Annotated in this window: 17 protein-coding genes; 7 read left to right on the plus strand and 10 right to left on the minus strand. The window is 63.2% G+C overall.

The window, feature by feature from the left end; genetic code table 11:
• Positions 1–59 precede the first annotated feature (59 nt).
• Complete coding sequence (locus MA07_RS17815; RefSeq protein WP_036354092.1) at positions 60–695, minus strand: DsbA family oxidoreductase; 636 nt, start codon at positions 693–695, stop codon at positions 60–62.
• Between the two features lie 52 nt (positions 696–747).
• The gene (locus MA07_RS17820) at positions 748–1668 is read right to left on the minus strand and encodes a hydrogen peroxide-inducible genes activator (protein ID WP_036354095.1); all 921 of its coding nucleotides are present in this window, start codon (positions 1666–1668) and stop codon (positions 748–750) included.
• A gap of 92 nt (positions 1669–1760) precedes the next feature.
• Between MA07_RS17820 and MA07_RS17825 the strand changes: the two genes are divergently transcribed.
• Complete coding sequence (locus tag MA07_RS17825) at positions 1761–3227, plus strand: catalase (RefSeq protein WP_036354564.1); 1467 nt, start codon at positions 1761–1763, stop codon at positions 3225–3227.
• Between the two features lie 227 nt (positions 3228–3454).
• On the opposite strand, the gene MA07_RS17830 is transcribed toward MA07_RS17825, so the two are convergent.
• Complete coding sequence (locus MA07_RS17830) at positions 3455–4105, minus strand: MBL fold metallo-hydrolase (RefSeq protein ID WP_036354098.1); 651 nt, start codon at positions 4103–4105, stop codon at positions 3455–3457.
• Positions 4106–4247: 142 nt separating this feature from the next.
• Here MA07_RS17830 and MA07_RS17835 point away from each other — a divergent pair, with 142 nt between their 5' ends.
• Both MA07_RS17835 and fghA read left to right on the plus strand, forming a co-directional pair.
• Positions 4248–5360 carry an S-(hydroxymethyl)glutathione dehydrogenase/class III alcohol dehydrogenase gene (locus tag MA07_RS17835; protein WP_036354102.1) on the plus strand — a complete coding sequence of 371 codons (1113 nt, stop codon included), beginning with the start codon at positions 4248–4250 and terminating at the stop codon, positions 5358–5360.
• A gap of 14 nt (positions 5361–5374) precedes the next feature.
• On the plus strand, positions 5375–6223 hold the full coding sequence (fghA, locus tag MA07_RS17840; protein ID WP_036354567.1) for an S-formylglutathione hydrolase: 849 nt from the start codon (positions 5375–5377) through the stop codon (positions 6221–6223).
• Positions 6224–6390: 167 nt separating this feature from the next.
• Here the strand turns inward: fghA and MA07_RS17845 are convergent, their stop codons facing one another.
• Positions 6391–6966 (minus strand): NUDIX hydrolase, encoded by a 576-nt coding sequence (locus tag MA07_RS17845; RefSeq protein WP_036354105.1) that lies wholly within the window; start codon positions 6964–6966, stop codon positions 6391–6393.
• A gap of 131 nt (positions 6967–7097) precedes the next feature.
• On the opposite strand from MA07_RS17845, the gene MA07_RS17850 reads away from it, so the two are divergent.
• From MA07_RS17850 to MA07_RS17860, 3 genes are all read left to right on the plus strand, one after another.
• Positions 7098–7922: an SIR2 family protein gene (locus MA07_RS17850; protein WP_036354109.1), complete on the plus strand. Its 825-nt coding sequence runs from the start codon at positions 7098–7100 to the stop codon at positions 7920–7922.
• 60 nt (positions 7923–7982) lie between these two features.
• On the plus strand, positions 7983–9299 hold the full coding sequence (locus tag MA07_RS17855) for an MFS transporter (RefSeq protein WP_081929026.1): 1317 nt from the start codon (positions 7983–7985) through the stop codon (positions 9297–9299).
• Positions 9300–9368: 69 nt separating this feature from the next.
• A complete protein-coding gene (locus MA07_RS17860) occupies positions 9369–9872 on the plus strand; it encodes a DUF2059 domain-containing protein (RefSeq protein ID WP_160195456.1) in 504 nt (167 codons plus the stop codon).
• A 60-nt stretch (positions 9873–9932) separates the two neighbouring features.
• Here the strand turns inward: MA07_RS17860 and MA07_RS17865 are convergent, their stop codons facing one another.
• The 4 genes from MA07_RS17865 to xylF all read right to left on the minus strand — a co-directional run bounded on the left by MA07_RS17865 (position 9933) and on the right by xylF (position 14116).
• Positions 9933–10685, minus strand: coding sequence for an SDR family oxidoreductase (locus MA07_RS17865; protein ID WP_036354114.1), 753 nt, complete (start codon positions 10683–10685; stop codon positions 9933–9935).
• Between the two features lie 137 nt (positions 10686–10822).
• Complete coding sequence (locus MA07_RS17870) at positions 10823–11602, minus strand: ATP-binding cassette domain-containing protein (RefSeq protein ID WP_036354117.1); 780 nt, start codon at positions 11600–11602, stop codon at positions 10823–10825.
• Positions 11603–11613: 11 nt separating this feature from the next.
• Complete coding sequence (locus tag MA07_RS17875; RefSeq protein ID WP_152568912.1) at positions 11614–12912, minus strand: sugar ABC transporter permease; 1299 nt, start codon at positions 12910–12912, stop codon at positions 11614–11616.
• Between the two features lie 157 nt (positions 12913–13069).
• A complete protein-coding gene (xylF, locus tag MA07_RS17880) occupies positions 13070–14116 on the minus strand; it encodes a D-xylose ABC transporter substrate-binding protein (protein WP_036354123.1) in 1047 nt (348 codons plus the stop codon).
• A gap of 226 nt (positions 14117–14342) precedes the next feature.
• On the opposite strand from xylF, the gene MA07_RS17885 reads away from it, so the two are divergent.
• A complete protein-coding gene (locus tag MA07_RS17885) occupies positions 14343–15551 on the plus strand; it encodes an ROK family protein (RefSeq protein WP_036354126.1) in 1209 nt (402 codons plus the stop codon).
• 66 nt (positions 15552–15617) lie between these two features.
• Here MA07_RS17885 and MA07_RS17890 read toward each other — a convergent pair whose 3' ends face one another.
• Positions 15618–18335: a calcium-binding protein gene (locus tag MA07_RS17890; protein WP_036354128.1), complete on the minus strand. Its 2718-nt coding sequence runs from the start codon at positions 18333–18335 to the stop codon at positions 15618–15620.
• Positions 18332–18934: a hypothetical protein gene (locus tag MA07_RS17895; RefSeq protein WP_152568913.1), complete on the minus strand. Its 603-nt coding sequence runs from the start codon at positions 18932–18934 to the stop codon at positions 18332–18334. The genes MA07_RS17890 and MA07_RS17895 overlap by 4 nt, the downstream gene beginning before the upstream one ends.
• Between the last annotated feature and the right edge of the window lie 158 nt (positions 18935–19092).

A 19092-nucleotide genomic window follows, 5' to 3' on the forward strand; every position in this document is an offset into this window, starting at 1 on the left:
GCCGGAAATGCCCAGACCTCTTCATCCCATGTATGCTGCCGCTCCGCCATCGTTTACGATCAGGTTGCCGCCTTGGCGTCGGAGAGCGCGCGGTCGATTACCTCCTTCACCGTCTCATAGGGCTGGGCTCCGGATACGAGATAGGCCTGCGCGCCGGCGGTGACGATGAGGGCGGGAACGCCGGAGATGCCGATCTGCCGCGCCAGCTGCTCGTCCTCAAGCACCCGCTTCGTGTGGCGCCCTTGTTCGAGGGCTCCACGCAAGCCATCCTCGTCGAGCCCGACCGATCGCCCGATGTCGACCAGAGCCTCGAGGTCGGCGAGGTCTCGTCCGTCTTCGAAGAAGGCCTTGAACAGGGCGTGGTTCATCGCATCGAGCATGCCGGCTTCGCGGGCATACTCCGCGGCTTGGTGGGCCTTGCGGCTGCGGGGCTGAACCGGCGGCAGCTTCATCATGCTGAGGCCGCGCTCCTGGGCCATCTGGTAGACCGACTGGTTCCAGACCCGGTGCAGGTATTCCGCGTTCGGGTCGAGGGTCGGCTCGGGCTCGGGGCGGAGCTCGAAGGAGCGCCAGTCGATCTCGACCGTCTCGCCGAACTCGGCCCTGACCCTCTCCAGCACCGGCCGCTCAAGATAGCAGAAGGGGCAGACGTAATCGCTCCAGACCAGGATACGGACAGGATTGTTGTTCAGCATCGGCACCCTCCCTTCCCGGACCCGACCGGCTCTCAGCTTGCGTGATAACGCATCAGAGTTTCGCAGGTTTTCCGATGCCTGCCTCATCACACCTGAGCGACTTGATGAGTTCACCGAGGGCCGCGAAGTCCCTTTGCCGCGCGGAGCTGCGGCGCCAGGCGAGCCCGACGATGCGCATGGGCGGCTCCTCGGGAAACGCGATGAGCGCCACCCGCTGCCGGTCGACCTCCGTCTTGGCGCAGAGCTCGGGCAGCAGCGTGATCCCGTGCCCCGCTGCCACCATCTGCATGATGGTCGTCAGTGAAGCGGCGCCGAGCGCCTTGCGGGCCTGCATGTTGGCGATCTGACAGAACTGAAGCGCCTGGTCGCGCAGGCAATGCCCCTCCTCCAGCAGTAACAGACGCTCCTGCCCGATGCGGGTGCGCAGGTCGCCCGCCGCCCAGTCCCGAGCCGCCTGCCTCTGAACGGCGATGAGGAAGCGGTCCTCGAAGAGCGGCATTGTTTCAAGCTGCGGTGGCTCGACCGGCAGGGCGACCAGCACGGCATCCAACTCGCCCCGGACCAGTTCCTCCACCAGGGCATTCGTCTGCGTCTCGCGGATCTGCAAATCGAGCTGCGGATAATGCTTCATGACCTCGGTCAGAATGTCCGGCAGAAGGTAAGGCGCGATGGACGGAATGATGCCGAGGCGAAGGGATCCCGTGAGAACACCATGATGCTGGCGGGCAAAATCGGAAAGCTCACGCACCTGACTGAGGATCGCCTCGGACCGCGCCGCAATCTCCTGCCCGGCAGGGGTCATCGCGATGGCGTTGCCCCGCCGCTCGACGAGTTCCACGCCGAGTTCCCGCTCCAGCTCCTTGATCTGCATGGAAAGAGCCGGCTGCGTGACGGCGCATTGATCGGCCGCGAGGCCAAAATGCTTCGTCCGAGCCAATGTTTCGAAGTAACGGAGCTGCCTGAGGGTGACCATGCGATAAGAATATCTGATCGCACTTTGTAATCAATACAATTGGACCTGATCACCCCATCCCGTCATGGTCCGCCCACTCAATGGGGACGACCATGACAAAAACAACGACAATGACCACCACGGCCGGGGCGCCGATCGCCGACAACCAGAACAGCCTGTCCGCCGGCTCCCGCGGCCCGCTGCTGCTGCAGGATTACCAGCTCATCGAGAAGCTTGCGCACCAGAACCGCGAGCGCATTCCGGAGCGCGTGGTGCATGCGAAGGGTTCGGCTGCCTACGGCACCCTGACCATCACCAACGACATCACGCCGTATTCCAAGGCGAAGGTCTTCTCCGAGATCGGCAAGCAGACGGAAGTTTTCCTGCGCTTCTCGACGGTGGCCGGCGAGCGCGGCGCGGCCGATGCCGAGCGCGACGTGCGCGGCTTCGCCCTGAAGGTTTATACGGAAGAGGGCAATTGGGACATCGTCGGCAACAACACGCCGGTGTTCTTCGTTCGCGATCCGATAAAGTTTCCCGACTTCATCCGCACGCAGAAGCGCCATCCGTCCACCAATCTGCGCTCGACCACGGCCATGTGGGATTTCTGGTCGCTCAGCCCGGAGACGCTGCACCAGGTGACGATCCTGTTCTCGGATCGCGGCCTGCCGCAGGGCTATCGCTTCATGCACGGTTTCGGCTCGCACACCTACTCGTTCATCAACGAGGCCGGTGAGCGCTTCTGGGTGAAGTTCCACTTCAAGTCCATGCAGGGCATCAAGACCTGGTCGAACCGCGAGGCCGAAGCCGTTGTCGCCAAGGATCGCGAGAGCGCCCAACGCGATCTCTACGAGGCGATCGAAGGCGGCGACTTCCCACGCTGGAAGTTCTGCGTCCAGATCATGCCGGAGACCGACGCGGAAAAGACATCCTATAATCCGTTCGACGTCACCAAGGTGTGGCCGCATGCGGAGTATCCGCTGATCGAGGTCGGCATTCTCGAACTCAACCGCAATGCCCAGCACTATTTCGCGGAAGTGGAACAGTCCTCGTTCTCGCCGTCTAACATCGTGCCGGGCATCGGCTTCTCGCCGGACAAGATGCTGCAGGGCCGCATCTTCGCCTATGCAGACGCCCATCGCTACCGCGTCGGCACTCATTACGAGGCGCTGCCGGTGAACCGTCCGCGCTGCCCGGTGCATCACTATCATGCCGACGGTGGCATGCTGTTCGACATCCCGAACCGGGGTGATGCCTATTACGAGCCGAACTCCTTCAACGGCCCGGTTCAGACGCCCCGCGCCGCAGAGCCGCCGCTGAAGATTTCAGGCGATGCGGACCGCTACGATCACCGCGCCGGCAACGACGACTACAAGCAGCCGGGCAACCTGTTCCGCCTCATGACTCCGGACGAGCAGGGCCGGCTCATGGACAACATCGCAGAAGCGATGCAGGGCGTACCGCAGGATATCGTGCGCCGCCAGATCGTGCACTTCTACCTCGCCGACAAGGCCTATGGCCTCGGCGTGGCGGACCGCATGGGGCTCAAGGGCGCCGTGATGATCCAGGCTGCGGAGTAAGAAACGAAAGCCGTAGGGGCAAAGCGAGCCGTCCGGGAGCGCTCCCGGGCCGTTTTTTGTTTTCCACTCAACCACTGTCATTCCGGGGGCGCGCAGCGGAGCCCGGAATCCATAAACACCGCGGCTCAGGAAAGGGCGAGCAGCGTCGCGCCTCTTAGTGCACCGTTAGCGGTTATGGATTCCGGGCTCTCGCTGACGCTCGCCCCGGAATGACAGTGGCGACTGTCTCAGAGCATCCCATCGCCCTGCAGGAACGGGTTGCTCTGCCGCTCCTGGCCGATGGTGCTTGTGGGGCCATGGCCGCAGATGAAGGCGATGTCGTCGCCGAGCGGCAGGAGCTTGTCCTTGATCGAGCGGATCAGCGCCTTGCCGTCGCCGCCGGGGAGATCCACACGTCCGACGGAGCCCTGAAACAGCACGTCGCCCACGAGGGCAAAGCGCTGCTCTTTCGACACGAGCACCACGCTGCCGGGCGAATGGCCGGGGCAATGCAGCACGTCGAGGCTGAGGTCTCCGACCGTGACCGTGTCGCCCTCGTTCAGCCAGCGGTCCGGCGTGACAGCTCGCGCCTCGAAACCGTAGGCCTGTCCCTGTTCGGCAAGACGGTCGAGCAGGAAGCGATCCGCCTCGTGCGGCCCTTCCACCGGAATGCCAAGCTCCTCCCGCAGCTCAGCGGCACCGCCGGCGTGGTCGATATGGCCGTGGGTGAGGATGATCTTCTCGACGGTGACGCCGCTCTGCGCGATGGCCTGCTTGATGCGGTCGAGATCGCCGCCGGGATCCACCACGGCTGCCTTCTTGGTCTTCTCGCACCACAGCAGGGTGCAGTTCTGCTGGAACGGCGTCACGGGGATGATGGCGGCGCGAACGTCTGGCACTCTGAAATCCTTCCTGTGGTCGTGGGAGACATAAGGACCGCGGACATCCTTGAGAAGCCTCGACGCTTCGCGACGGCTTTACTTGACCTTCGGACACCCGCGTTCACATAGTCCCCCATCGAATCAAAACGAGGACACGAGCATGGAAACCAGGGCCGCCGTGGCGTGGGAGGCTGGCAAGCCGCTCACCATCGAGACCATCCGCATCGAAGGCCCCAAGGCCGGCGAGGTGCTCGTGGAGGTGATGGCGACAGGCGTATGCCACACGGATGCCTATACCCTGTCAGGCCTTGATTCCGAGGGCAAGTTCCCGGCGATCCTCGGACACGAGGGTGCAGGTATCGTGCGCGAGGTCGGGGCCGGCGTGAGCACGCTGAAGGTCGGCGACCACGTGATCCCGCTCTACACACCCGAGTGCCGCAGCTGCAAATCCTGCCTGTCGCGCCGCACCAATCTGTGCACCGCCATCCGCTCGACTCAAGGCCAGGGCCTGATGCCGGACGGCACCTCGCGCTTCCGCTGCGACGGCGAGACGGTGTTTCACTACATGGGCTGCTCGACGTTTGCGAACTTCACCGTGCTGCCGGAGATCGCGCTCGCCAAAGTGCGCGAGGACGCGCCCTTCGACAAGATCTGCTACATCGGCTGCGGCGTCACCACCGGCATCGGCGCGGTGCTCTACACCGCGAAGGTGTGGCCCGGCGCGAACGTAGTGGTGTTCGGCCTCGGCGGCATCGGGCTCAACGTGATCCAGGGCGCGCGCATGGTGGGCGCCGACAAGATCATCGGCGTCGACATCAACCCTGCCAAGGTCGAGATGGCGAAGAAGTTCGGCATGACCGACTTCATCAACCCGAAGGAGGTCGGAAACGACAAGGTCGTGCAGGCGATCGTCGATCTCACGGGCGGCGGCGCAGACTTCTCTTTCGATGCCACCGGCAACACGGACGTGATGCGCCAAGCCCTCGAATGCTGCCATCGCGGATGGGGCGAGAGCATCATCATCGGCGTGGCGGAGGCCGGCAAGGAAATCGCCACCCGGCCGTTCCAGCTCGTCACCGGCCGCGTGTGGAAGGGCACGGCCTTCGGCGGCGCGCGCGGCCGCACGGACGTGCCGAAGATCGTGGACTGGTACATGGAGGGCAAGATCAACATCGACGACCTGATCACCCACACCATGCCGCTCGACGAGATCAACACCGCCTTCGACCTCATGCACGAGGGCAAGTCGATCCGCTCCGTCGTCGTGTATTGATCGGGAGTGGAATGTTGAGCATCGAGACCGTCTCGCAGGCGCGCTGCTTCAACGGCACGCAGTTCGTCTATCGCCATGCCTCACAGGAGACCGGCACGCCCATGCGCGTGGCGGTCTATGTTCCGCCGCAGGCGAAGTCCGCGAAGGTGCCGGTGGTGTGGTTTCTCTCCGGGCTCACCTGCACGGAGGAAAACTTCACCGTGAAGGCGGGCGCGCAGCGGGTCGCCTCGGAGCTCGGCCTGATGCTGGTCGCGCCCGATACCAGCCCGCGTGGCGAGGGCGTGCCCGACGATCCGGAGGGCGCTTACGATTTCGGCCTCGGGGCCGGTTTCTACGTGGATGCCGTGCAGGAGCCATGGGCGAAGCACTACCGCATGCGCTCCTACATCGAGCGCGAGCTGCCGGATCTCATCGCCCAGAACCTGCCGGCGGACATGAGCCGCCAGGGCATCACCGGCCACTCCATGGGCGGGCACGGGGCGCTCACCATCGGCTTGCGCAACCCTGAGCGCTTCAAGGCCGTCTCGGCCTTCGCGCCCATCGCCTCGCCCATGAACTGCCCCTGGGGCGAGAAGGCGTTGGGCAATTATATCGGCCCCGACCGCTTGGCCTGGCGCGACTACGATGCCTGCGCGCTGATCAAAGGCGGCGCCCGCCTGCCCGACCTCCTGGTCGACCAGGGCAGCGCCGACAGCTTTCTCGAAAGCCAGCTCAAGCCCGGTCTGCTGGAGGAGGCCTGCGCCAGGGCCGGCCAGCCCCTGACCCTGCGGATGCAGGACGGCTACGACCATTCCTACTTCTTCATCGCGACCTTCATCGAGGATCACCTGCGCTGGCATGCCCGGCGCCTGGGTGTGGTCTGAGCCCCTCGGCGGCTTTCTATCTCTGTCGTCGCCAACCGGCCTTGTGCCGGTGATCCCGATGCGGTGAGCCTTGAGAGGGTCGGGATGGCCGGGACGAGCCCGGCCATGACGCGAAGGATATGCTTCCCGGCTGGCCTTCTGAACGGACGGAATTTCCAAAGCGGCTTTCAGACCTTCCCGAACAGCTCAGGGTGCCTGAGCTGCAAGGCTTGGATCAGCACCAGTGTCTTCATGTCCGTGATGGCGCCCTGCTCCAGCATCGTGATAACTTCGTTGAGGCCGATTTCCAGCACCTCGATATCCTCGTGCTCCTCGGCCAAGCCCCCGCCCTCCTCCACCCGGTCGGCGCTCGCGTAGGGGGCCAGGAACAGGTGCAGGCGCTCCGTGGTGATGCCCGGGGTCGACCATGCGGTGACCACCCGTTCCAGATCACGGAGACGAAGACCCGCCTCTTCCATGGCTTCACGCTTGGCGCAGGCCTCCGGCTCATCCTCGTCGAGCAGCCCGGCCACGGCTTCCAGGAGACTGGGCTGCCCCTCCACATGCATGACAGGAGCGCGGAACTGCCGAACCAGGATCACCTTCCGCTGCTCCGGATCGTAAGGGAGCACGGCCGCAGCATCGGCGCTGTTGAGGACCTCCCGCGCCATGGTCCGGCCATCCGGCATCTCGACCGTCAGCTTGAGAAGCCTGCGCCAGCCCTCGTGAAGGGTTTCGACCTGCCTGATCTTGTAGCCTGCCACGTCCTGTTTTCTCCTGTTTGGCGGTCTGCACCCTATGACAACACGCGAAACGCTCAAGTTATCCCTTACCACGCGGTGAAGCTTGAGGGCGGGTTCGCGCGTTAAGGCCAGGACAGGGCAAGGAGAGTAGCGTGCTTGAGGATCTGGTCGCAGCCGTCAGGACAAAGCAGGCGATCCTGTTCGCCGGCGCCGGCGTCTCCATGACGGTCGGGCTGCCGTCCTGGAGCACCCTGATCGAGCATATCGCCGGCGAACTCGAAATCGACCTGTCCGACTTCAAGGGAACTGACCTCAACTACCTGACACTGGCGGAATATTACCGGCTCAAGCAGGGCAGCATCGGCCCCCTGCGCAGCTGGATGGACCGGAACTGGACCATTCCCGAGGACACCCTGAAGAAGTCCCGCGTCCACGAATTGATCTGCAAGCTCGACTTTCCGATCGTCTACACCACGAATTTCGACCGGAACCTGGAAACGGCCTACGACCTGCACAGCAAGGATTACGTGAAGATCGTCAACGCCAAGGACATCGCCCGCGTCCGCGAGGGTGTGCCGCAGATCGTGAAATACCACGGGGATTTCGACGACGACGGGTCCATCGTCATCGCGGAGACGGATTATCTCGAGCGCCTGTCTTTTGAGTCTCCCCTCGACATCAAGTTCCGCTCCGATTCGCTGGGCAAGACCATCCTGTTCATCGGCTACAGCATGACGGATCTCAACATCCGCTTCCTGATGCACCGGCTCTGGAAGACCTGGGCAGGGTCGGGCTACGAGCGCGACCGGCCGCAATCCTACGTGTTCATGCTGCGTGCCAACCCGGTGGAGCAGGCGGTTCTGGAGCAATGGGGCCTGCAGGTGCTGATGGAGAAGGAGTGCCCGCCGGAGAAGGCGCTGGAGAAATTCCTCACCAAGCTCAGCAAGGCGGTCGAGAAGGACGAGGCCGGGGTCTGATTGGCACCGGCACGGGCATATGCCAATGTGCGGGCCTTTCCAGAGTGACAAGTTGATTTCATGGCTGCCGCAGAAAAACGCCGTCTCTCCCTCCGTGACGTTCTGACCGACGGGCGCATCGCGCTCATGCTGCCCTTGGGCTTTTCCTCGGGCCTGCCCTTCCTGCTCGTCTTCAGCACCCTGTCGGCGTGGCTGCGGGAGGCGGGCATCTCCCGCACCGAGATCGGGATGCTGAGCTGGGTGGCCCTGGCCTATTCCTTCAAGTTCCTCTGGGCGCCCATCGTCGACCGCTACGACGTCCCGGGCCTTGCAAGCCTCCTCGGGCGGCGGCGCGGCTGGATGGCATTCGCTCAGATCGTTACCGCGCTCGGTCTCGTCGGCATCGGATTGAGCGATCCGCAGACCAGCCTTCCGCTCACCATCGCGTCGGCACTCCTCGTCGCCTTTGCGTCGGCCACACAGGACGTGGTGGTCGACGGCTGGCGCATCGACGTGGCGTCCACCGAGCGGCAGGGCATGATGGCGGCCTCCTATCAGCTCGGCTACAGGCTCGCCCTCATCTGCGCGGGCGCAGGCGCGCTCTACATCGCTGAATTCGTGAACTGGCGTAGCGCTTACTTCGCCATGGCGGTTCTCATGGGAGTCGGCCTCATTGGCACGCTCTTGGCCCCGCGCGGCAACGAGAGCGCCGTACGCGAGCGCCTTCCGTTCAGTGCGGCCATCATCGAGCCGCTGGCAGATCTCTTCCGGCGCAAGGGGCTGATCCTCATACCCATCCTTGCGCTCATCGCGTGCTTCCGCCTGCCGGACTTCGTCGCAGGCGTTATGGCTAACCCGCTCTATATCGACCTAGGCTTCTCAAAGACCGATATTGCCGACGTGTCGAAGCTTTACGGCATCTGGGTCGGCATCGCCGGCGCCTTTGCGGGCGGCTTGGCACTGACACGGCTCGGCCTGTGGTGGACGCTGCTGATCGGCGCCGTCATCGCCGCGGCCTCGAACCTGATGTTCGCCTGGCTTGCCTTCGAGGGAGCCGACAAGCTCCTGTTCATCTTCTCGATCAGCATCGACAACTTCGCCTCGGGCTTCGCCGGCTCCGCTCTCATCGCCTACATGTCAGGCCTGACCTCGCCGGGGTTCGCCGCCACGCAGTATGCCCTGCTCAGCTCGCTCTACGCCCTGCCGGGCAAGCTCATCGGCGGCGCCTCCGGTGCGGTGGTGGACGCCTACGGCTATCCGCTCCTCTTCACCGCGACCGCCAGCATCGGCATCCCTCTGGTGATCCTGTGCTTCGTGGTGCGGCGGGACACGATGAAGACGGTAGAGAAGAGAGAAGATGGCGAACTTCCCGATGCAGTTCCAGCCGCATCCCGATAAGCAATCCTAAACTGATAGTTGCCTCGCTAAGTCAGTCATGCAACTCTATAGTTTATGTTACAGAGCTGCATGAAAGGCAAAGCCGTGCGTCAGATGTTTCGTTCAATGGCCGTGCTGTTCGTGTTGGCTCTGCCGCTGCCGGCCACAGCCCAATCCCTGGATGAGAAAGTAAGATACATTCTCGAGATCAGCGATACGGAACGTGTCATAGATGCCGCCTTCGAAGGTTTCCGGCCCATGATGATCAATCAACTCAGGAAGATGTCCAACAAGATCACCCCTGAGATTGCCGATCATCTAGCCAACATCGCAGCCGACGAAATGCAGCAGGTCAAGCCGGAGTTCGTGACCTTCGCCGTGGACCTCTACAAGAAGGAATGGAGCGAGGAAGAAATCGGAGCGCTGTACGATTTCTACAAGTCGCCCATCGGCGCACGCATCGGCAGAAAGATGGTGAAGTTCACAGAGATCATGCTGCCTCAGGTTCAGTCCTTCATGACAAAGCATTATGTGCCGAGAGTCCAAGCGCGCATCAGCCGCGATGAGCGGCTTCGCAACGCTCTTTCTCCCTGAATATTGTAGTGAACATCGCCGCTCGTCTTGAAATCGAGGGGCAACATCCGAGCGGAATTTTTAAACCCAACCGCCATCCACGAGATAAGTCTGCGCCGACATAGCGCTGGAATCGTCCGAGCCTAAGAACAGCGTGAAGTTGGCGATGTCCTGCGGCACGAGCTTGCGCTTCACGCATTGGCGCTTGAGCAGTTCCGTCTCTCCTTCAGGCGTCAGCCACAGGTCGATCTGTCGCTGGGTCATGATCCAGCCCGGCACGAGGCAGTTGACGCGAATGTTCTTCGGCCCGAGTTCGCGCGCCAGTGCACGGGTGAGCCCGACTGAAGCGGACTTCGCGGTCTTGTAGGCCGCAAATGAATCGTCGCTCACCATGTAGCTTGTGGAGCCCATGTTGATGATCGAGCCACCGCCGGCCTTCTCCATGTCCGGCAGCACGGCTTGCGCCGCGAAGAACTGGTGATCGAGATTGGTGGCGAAGCGCTCGCGCCAGTATTCCGGCGTCACCTGATCGATGGTGTGGCGGTCGTCGCGCGCCGCGTTGTTGACGAGAATGGTGATCGGTCCGATGGCATCGCTCGCACGCCGGATCGCCGCCTGGAAGGCGGGAATGTCGCGCACGTCGCTGTGCTCGAAATGCACGCCCTCACCGAGTTCCTTCGCCAGCGCCTGGCCGGCCTCGGCATTGTAGTCGAGGACGGCAACTTTGCTGCCCTGCGCATGAAACGAACGCGCGATGCTCTCACCGATTCCGCTGGCGCCGCCCGTGATGAGAACGGTTTTTCCTTTGAGGGAGCCGTAAATGGTCTGGGTCATGAATCCTCACAAAATTTCAAACGATAAATTCGTCATCCCGGGGCTTCGGGGCAGAACCCGAGATCGCATGACGAGCGTGGCGCCTTATCCTGCTCGCGATCCCCGATCGGATCCGCCGTCCAGGATGACGCCGAATGTTAGCTCGCCCCCGGTCCCGGCGTTGCTCCGGGCGGGCACTTGCCGAGGATGATCATGCCGAGCACCTCGTCCTGCGTCACGTCCTGCACGTTGGCGGAGCCCACGAGCTTGCCGTTCTTCATCACGCTCACCCGGTCGGCGAGGCCGAACACGTCATGGATGTCGTGGCTGATGAGGAAGATGCCGATGCCTTCCTTCTTCAGCTGCAGCACGAGATCGGCCACCTGCTGGGTCTCGGCGGGGCCGAGCGCCGCCGTGGGCTCATCCATGATGAGCACGCGGGCGTTGAAGTAGATCGCGCGCGCGATCGCCACCGATTGCCGCTGGCCGCCGGAGAGCGCCTTCACCGGCTCCTTGAAGCGGCGGAAATGCGGGTTGAGCCGCGCCATCACCTTGCGGGTCTCGGCCTCCATGGTGGCATCGTCGAGGGTGCCGTAGGGGGTGAGCACCTCGCGGCCGAGGAAGATGTTGCCGGCCGCATCGATGTTGTCGGCGAGCGCGAGCGTCTGGTAGATCGTCTCGATGCCGTAGCGCTTGGCGTCGCGCGGCGTTGCAATGTCGGCGTGCTCGCCGTTCACGTAGATCTCGCCGGCATCCGGCTTATAGGCGCCGGACAGGATCTTGATCAGCGTCGACTTGCCGGCGCCATTGTGGCCGAGCAGGCCCACCACCTCGCCGGGACGGAGATCGACCGACACGCCGTCCACGGCCTTGATGCCGCCGAAGGCGATGGAGATGTTGCGCATCTCGACGAGAGGCGTCGTTCCATTCGTTTGCATGTTGCCTCTCCTTACTTGATGCGGCGGCGATAGAGGCTGTCGACCCACACCGCCAGGACGAGCACCGCGCCGACGACGATGTTCTGCAGCGGCGTGTCGACGCCGAGCAGCACCATGCCCGATTGCAGCGACTGCATGACGAGGGCGCCCAGCATCGCGCCCGCGATGGTGCCGACGCCACCCGCCAGCGACGTGCCGCCGATGACCGCGGAGGCGATCACGTAGAGCTCGTCGAGGCTGCCCGCCGCATTCGTTGCCGCGTTGAGGCGTGCGGTCGAGATGCAGGCTGAGATGCCGCAGAGCAGGCCCATGAGGCCGAACACCTTCATGAGCGTCCAGCGGGTGTTGATGCCCGACAGCTCCGCCGCCTCGGGATTGCCGCCGATGGCGAAGACGTAGCGGCCGAAGCGCCTGCGCGTGGCGATGAAGGTCATCACCAGTCCGACCAGGATGGCGATCAGCACCGGCAGGGCGACGCCATGCGGGATGAACAGCCCGCCATCGGGCCACGAGATGCCGTTGGCCTCGGCCCAGCGCCGCGCCGTGCCGGCGGGCAGCGGATAGGCATTGGCGATGGCAGCGGCTGCGAGCACGGCACCGCAGGCCAGGGCCGCGATCACCGCATCGGCCCAGCCCGGCCGCACGGGAAAGCCGAAGCTCAGGCGACGGCGGCGCGAGAAGCCGAGCGCGATGATGATCAGGCCGCAGGCGACGGCGGCGATCACCCAGGTGGTGGTGGCGCCGAGCGCCCCTTCCACGCCGCCGCCGAAAGCCTTGAAGCGGGTGTCCATGGGCGCGACGGTCTGGCCGGTCGTGACCCACCAGGCCGCACCACGCCACACCAGCAGGCCACCCAGGGTGACGATGAAGGAGGGAATGCCGAGATAGGCGATGAGCCAGCCCTGGAAGAGGCCGATGGATCCGCCGATCACCATGGCCAGCACCACCACGAGCGGTGCGGTCAGCCAGTGCTCGAGCCCGAGATAGGCCGGCAGCCACTGCACCTGCGCGACGCCGATGATCATGCCGGTGACGCCCAGAATCGCGCCCACCGACAGGTCGATGTTGCGCGTGACGATCACGAGCACCATGCCGGTGGCCATGATCGCCACGGAGGCGGTCTGCACCGACAGGTTCCAGAGATTGCGCGGGGTGAGGAATACGCCGCCCGAGAGAAGATCGAACCCGACCCAGATGACGGCAAGCGCCGCCAGCATGCCGAGCATGCGGGCATCGATCTCGAGCTTCGACAGGAATGAGCCGGACGCGGCGCTCGGCGGCGGGGCGGCAGTGGCAACGGGTGCGGTCATGACGTCACGCAAAAGATCAATGAAGTGTCATCCCCGGCGAGAGGAGCGAGGGAAGGGGATCCATAGGCTATCGCACATGGATCCCCTTCCCCTCCAGCGACTTCGCCGCCTCCGGCCGGGGATGACACGGAGGCGGCTGCTTCTCAGCAGGAAGCTATTAGTTGCAGGCCTTCACCGTGCCGGCCTTCACGCCCTGGCAGACCACGTCCTTCGAGGCCCAGCCGGCGTCGATCACGACGTTGAGGTTGTCCTTCGTGACCGCCACAGGCGTGAGGAACAGAGCCGTCATGTTCTGCTTCTTGGGGCCGAGGTTCCAAGACTTCGCGCCCTGGATCTCGGTGAGCTTCTTGCCGCCGGCCAGCTGCAGGGCGATCTCCGCCGCGTTGCGGCCGAGTTCGCGGGCATCCTTGAACACCGTCACGGTCTGCGTGCCGAGCGCCACGCGGTTGAGCGCCGCCTTGTCGGCATCCTGGCCCGACACCGGCACGGTGCCGGCCAGCCCTTGAGCCGCGAGGGCCGCGATGGCGCCGCCGGCGGTGCCGTCATTGGCGGCGATCACCGCGTCGATCTTGTTGTTGTTCTTGGTGAGGAACTGCTCCATGTTCCGCTGCGCGTTGGCCGGGAGCCAGCCATCCGTGTAGGCCTCGCCCACATTCTTGATCTTGCCGGAATCGATCCCGGCCTTCAGCACTTCCATGGAGCCCTGGAACAGGAAGTTGGCGTTCGGATCCGAGCCCGAGCCCTTGATGAAGGCATAGTTGCCTTCGGGCTTCACCTTCAGGACCTCGCGAGCCTGCAGACGCCCGACCTCGACGTTGTCGAAGGTGAGATAGAAGGCCTGCGGGATCTCGATGAGGCGGTCATAGCCCACGACCGCGATGCCCTCGGCCACGGCCTTCTCGACCGCGGGACGGACGGCGTCCGCATCCTGCGCCAGCACGATGAGCGCCTTGGCGCCGCGGGAGATGAGGCTCTCGATATCGGTGAGCTGCTTGGCGGGCGACGACTGGGCATCGGCCGACACATAGGTGCCGCCGGCCTTCTCGACCGCGGCCTTGATGGCGGCCTCGTCGGTCTTCCAGCGCTCTTCCTGGAAGTTCGACCAGCTGACGCCGACCACGGGGCCCTTGCCCTGAGCGAAGGCGGCGCCGGCGGACAGGGCCAGAGCGGCAAGCGAGATGAGAGCGTGTTTCTTCGAAAGCATCGGTTTTCCTCCTGGGCGGCGCTTCCCTGGAAAGCACCGCGCTCATGGCAGTTGTCGGGCTTAGCTAGGACCGACGAACGTGGCTCAACCTGCCATGCGTTATTGTTCGAGCGCGGAAATAATTATACGAGGCTGCGCTGCCTTCAAGCGCCATCCTCGTAATATTTTGGTCTGATATCCGCAGCTCGCAGTTTTGATTTATTCAAGCTGTGAATAAAGTGCATCCATGACCACGCTGCCTCTCTCCCCCCGCGAAACTGCCCGCCGGCGTCTGCTCGATGCCCTGCGCCGGGAAGGACCCCTGGCCAGGGTGGAGATCGGCCAGCATCTCGGCATGAGCCCGGCCAGCGTCTCCGAACTCGCAGCAAACCTTCTCGACGAAGGCGTGCTGGTGGCGGAGGACAGCCCGGACCAGAGCCCCGGCCTGCTGCGGGGCCGGCCCAAGACCCGCCTCTACTTCGCCGAAACCCTGGGCTCCGTCGTCGGCGTGTGGACCGGCTTCAACCGCATCGAGCTGCGCCTCGTGGACAGCGCCGGACGCACCCGGGCGAGCCGCCACGTGGAGCGCCCCTTACGCAACCTCGAGGCCGAGGAGCTGATGGACGTGCTGGCCCGGACCATCGCGGCCTTTGCCGAGGAGAGCGGCGCGCGGGACGTGAAGGCCGTGGGCCTCGCCTGCCAGGGCTATGTGGACACCCGCGACGGGATCGTGGCCTGGAGCCCGGTGCTCGGCACCCGCGACCTGCCGCTGGCCTCGGGCTTAAGCCAGCGCCTCGGCAAACCGGTTCTGATGGAGAACGACGCCAGCGCGATGGCCTTCGCCATCGCGCAGCGCCACGCCGACCTGCGCTCGGGCCGCACCGCCTGCCTGATGGTGGGCGATGGCGTCGGCCTCGGCTTTCTCATCCAGGGCGAGCTCTATCGCGGCGCCCGCTTCGGCGGCTCCGAGTTCGGTCATGTACGCCTGCGCCGGAGCGGCCCGCAATGCCGCTGCGGCGGGCGCGGCTGCATCGAGGCCTATCTCGCCGATTACGCCCTGCACCGGGACGCGCAGCTCATCGACCACCGCCCGGCCCCGACCCTGCTCCTGCCGGGCGAGGAGGCCATGGGAGCCATCGTCGCTCAGGCCCGCGCGGGCGACCCCGCCCTGCTCAACCTGTTCCATGCTGCGGGCGAGGTTCTGGGCGATGCGGTCGGCATCCTGATCCAGACGCTCGAGCCCGACCACATCGTGATCTGCGGCCCCGGCACCCGCGCCATGGACCTCCTGCGCCCCTCCTTCGAGGCCGCGCTCGAATCGCAGACCATTCCGGAATTGCGGGCGCTTGCCACGATCCACGTGGTGGAATCCTCCATGGACCTTTTGACCGAGGGCGTGGTGATGCAGGCCCTGCGCGAACTCGACCTCGATCTGGCGCGGCTCAAGGCTGCTTGACGCCGGCATGAAAATACCGCCCGGTGATGAGCCGGGCGGCACATGAATGTGAGACCTCAACGCCCCTTAGATGACGAAGAAGTCGTGCCAGTAGAGCTTTGTCTTGTTGGAGATGGTGGCGATCTTCACCTGAGCCTTTGAGCCGGTGCCGTCCTGATCGTAATAGAGCGCACCCGACTTCTTGTCGTAGACGATCCGGTCTTCGCGATCCTGAGCCCGCGTGCCCTCGACGAACATGTCCGAGTTGAACTTCTTCGGCCTGCTCTCGGTGCCGGAGCCCAGCTTGGTGAAGACCTTGTTGTCGAGATAGAAGCTGTCGTCCCTGGACTTGAAGTCGAGCACCTTGTCCACGTTCGTACGCTTGTTCGTGCGCGTGTCGAACACGAACACGTCCTTGCCCGCCTCGCCTTTGAGCTGATCGTTGCCCACACCGCCATAGAGCTTGTCGTCGCCTGAGCCACCATAAAGCCGGTCATGGCCCACATCACCCCGGATCTGGTCGTTGCCGGCCTTGCCCCATAGCTGGTTGTTGAAGCCATTGCCGATGATCGCATTGGCAAAGTCCGAGCCGGTGATGTTGAGCGCCCCGACGCCCGCCATCAAGGTCTCCACCTCGGCTCCGGCGCCGAGCACGTAGGCGGCGGTGTTGACCATTACCGTGTCGATGCCCTGGCCGGCATGCTCCACCACCACGTCGCCGTCATTGTCGACGTAGAGGGTGTCGTTGCCTGTGCCGCCCGTCATGGTATCGGCACCAGCCCCGCCCACGATCAGGTCGTTGCCGGCCTGCCCGTCGAGATTATTGGCGCCGGCATTGCCGGTGAGCACGTTATCGAGTTCGTTGCCCAGTAGCCTGACCGTGGCTGTTGTGGAGAGCACGATGTTCTCGATGACGGCACCAGGCGAGAGGGTGAAGTCCGTGGTGACATAGACCGTGTCTATGCCCTGGCCTGACCCTTCGACGATCGTGTCGGACGCGTCCACATAGTAGGTGTCGTCACCCGCGCCACCATCAAGCGTGTCGGCCCCGGCACCGCCGGTGAGCGAATCGTTGCCCAGCTCGCCTTCCAGACGATCGTTTCCGGCACCGCCATCCAGGGTATCATTGGCACTACCGCCCCGCAGGACATTAGCTTTTCCATCGCCGATCAGTGCATCAGCATAGGCCGAGCCGATCAGGCCCTCGATGTTGACATAGTAATCGCCAGCCGCACCCCCTGTTCCGACAATGCTAGCAACAGCAGGTGATGCAAATTCAACTTCTCCACTTGAAGTATTAAGACTCGCCGTTACTCCGGATGTCGCACCGGCATAGCTGGCGTAGTCCATGCCATCACTTCCATCTAGGACATCCTCTCCGGCTCCTCCTTCCAGAGTATCAGATCCCTGTAGCCCATACAGCTGATCATCTTCGTCGCCGCCGATAAGGATATCGTTTGAGAGCCCCCCACCAAGCAGATCCCGGTGCTTTGATCCGATCAACCCTTGGATATTTTTGTATGTATCACCCGCAGCATCGCCTCTGTTTTGATCGGGTGTGTCAAAAAACGCCCGGACGCCAGCTCCAGCATTGGCATAGGACGCGAAGTTGAAGCCCACGCCGCCATCGAGCTTGTCGGCACCGACGCCACCTTCGAGCGTGTCATTGCCGGCATCGCCGAAGAGCTCGTCGGTGTTTTCCTTGCCCTGCAGCAGATCGTCGCCGTTATGGCCGTAGAATGTATCGTAGGTATCTGCGCCGGTCATCGTGTCGTTGAAGGTGCTGCCGATATAGGCTTCGATGCTGATGAACTTGTCGCCCTGGGCATCGCCCCTGTTGTCGCTTCCGTCCGCATCCGTCAGGTCGAGAAGGATGGCCGCCGTTGATCTCTGGTAGGAGGCCTGATCGTAATCGGCACCTCCATCCATCTTGTCAGCGCCTGCGCTACCGAAGAGGTCATCGGTCCCGGCCATACCTTCGAGTTCGTTCTCCGCATCGTTTCCGATCAGGACGTCCCTGTGGGCGGAGCCGCGCAGGTTTTCGACAGAGAGGTAAACGTCACCCATGGCATCGCCAGCATTCCTGGTCCGGCCCAGGGCGGCTGTGTTGGCGGTCAGGTCGGCTATGACGCCTGCGGCCGCCAAAGTGTAGTCGGCCCAGTCCCCACCGTTTCCGCCGTTCAGGGTGTCCTCGCCAACGCCACCGTTGAGGAGATCATGCCCGTCGCCACCATAGAGAGCATCGTTCCCAGCATAACCATACAGTTCATCATAGTTGTGTTCCGTGCCGACATAAATGTCGTTTTTGCCTGTCCCTTGAACGATCACCTTTTCAATGCGCGGATCGACGATGATGCTGGAGATGTTGCTCGGACTACCTGTGGGATCACGCCAGGTCACGGAAAGACGGCCATCCTCCAGTTCGGTGATCTTGGGATCAGTTCCCTTGTTGCCCTCGAGAACCAGTGTGCCGGTGACGCCTAGAGAACTGACGATCTTCAAGACGACTTTGGGGTCGCTGGGATTCGGCCCTTCTCCGGACAGAACAACGGCGACACGCCCGCCCCGTAGCGCCGTGGCGCTCATGAAGTCGTTATTGTTGGTGCCATTAGTGGTGACGTCGATTTCCGTCGTAACACCAGAAAACTTTACGCTGACGGCCGCGCCATTCTGCTTGATGATCGCAAACGCACCGTTTGCAGCAGGGTTGCCGTTAGGGTCGTTGAGAACAACGATTTCTCCTCTCTGCCCGAAACCCGCTCCGGTTTCCTGCCCGACAGGCGCTGTCGCTGCGAGGTCGATCATTCGATAGTACGTGTTGCTACCCTTCGTATAACACACGATATATTTCGTATCCGAGACGCGAGCCACATCTGGAAAGTTGATTGTCGACCCGGTGTGTCCGCATTGACGTGAAGCGTTCTGACAATGGCACCATTGCTGTCGTGGATCGAGAACCTGATCTGCCCGTTGTCTTTGTAGGTGCTGACGAAGCCGCCGTTCTGCCCTTGAGCCATGGCGGCGAGAAACTGGGAGTCACCTGTAGAGGCGGTCAGATTGGTGACGACACCGGGGGTGCCTTCAGGGCTGAAGACACGGACATTCAGCGCTCGCGCGCCCCCATTCGGACCACCGACATTCCAGGAAACCGCAAACCCGCCCTCGTTCCCGATCGCATGGATTTCAAAGGCACTCTGGACTCCAACGCCGGCATTGACCGAGTAGATCGTGCCCGTTGTATTGCCGAGGCCGTCGTAGATCTTGAATTTGAGTTGGTCGCTCTCACGCCATCCAACCACATAACCACCTGTCGGCAGGGTCGTGATTGTCGGTTCATAAACCGAGGTTCGGGCGTCCGAACCTGTGCGAACTTGCGTCTCAGGGCTCCAAATTGCCAAGGTCACGAGGTGTCTCCTATAAGCGATCAGATGGGTTTTGTGAAACGGAATCACGTTGCCAAAACTGCTTTTGCAGTAAGCGATCAGCGCCTTAACGGCAAGTTTATAATGTTATAGATTGAGCCAGGGGTGCGCTGCCGCACATGATCTAGGGTAAGGGGACG

The sequence above is a fragment of the Microvirga sp. BSC39 genome (genome assembly GCF_000739015.1).
Lineage (GTDB): Bacteria > Pseudomonadota > Alphaproteobacteria > Rhizobiales > Beijerinckiaceae > Microvirga.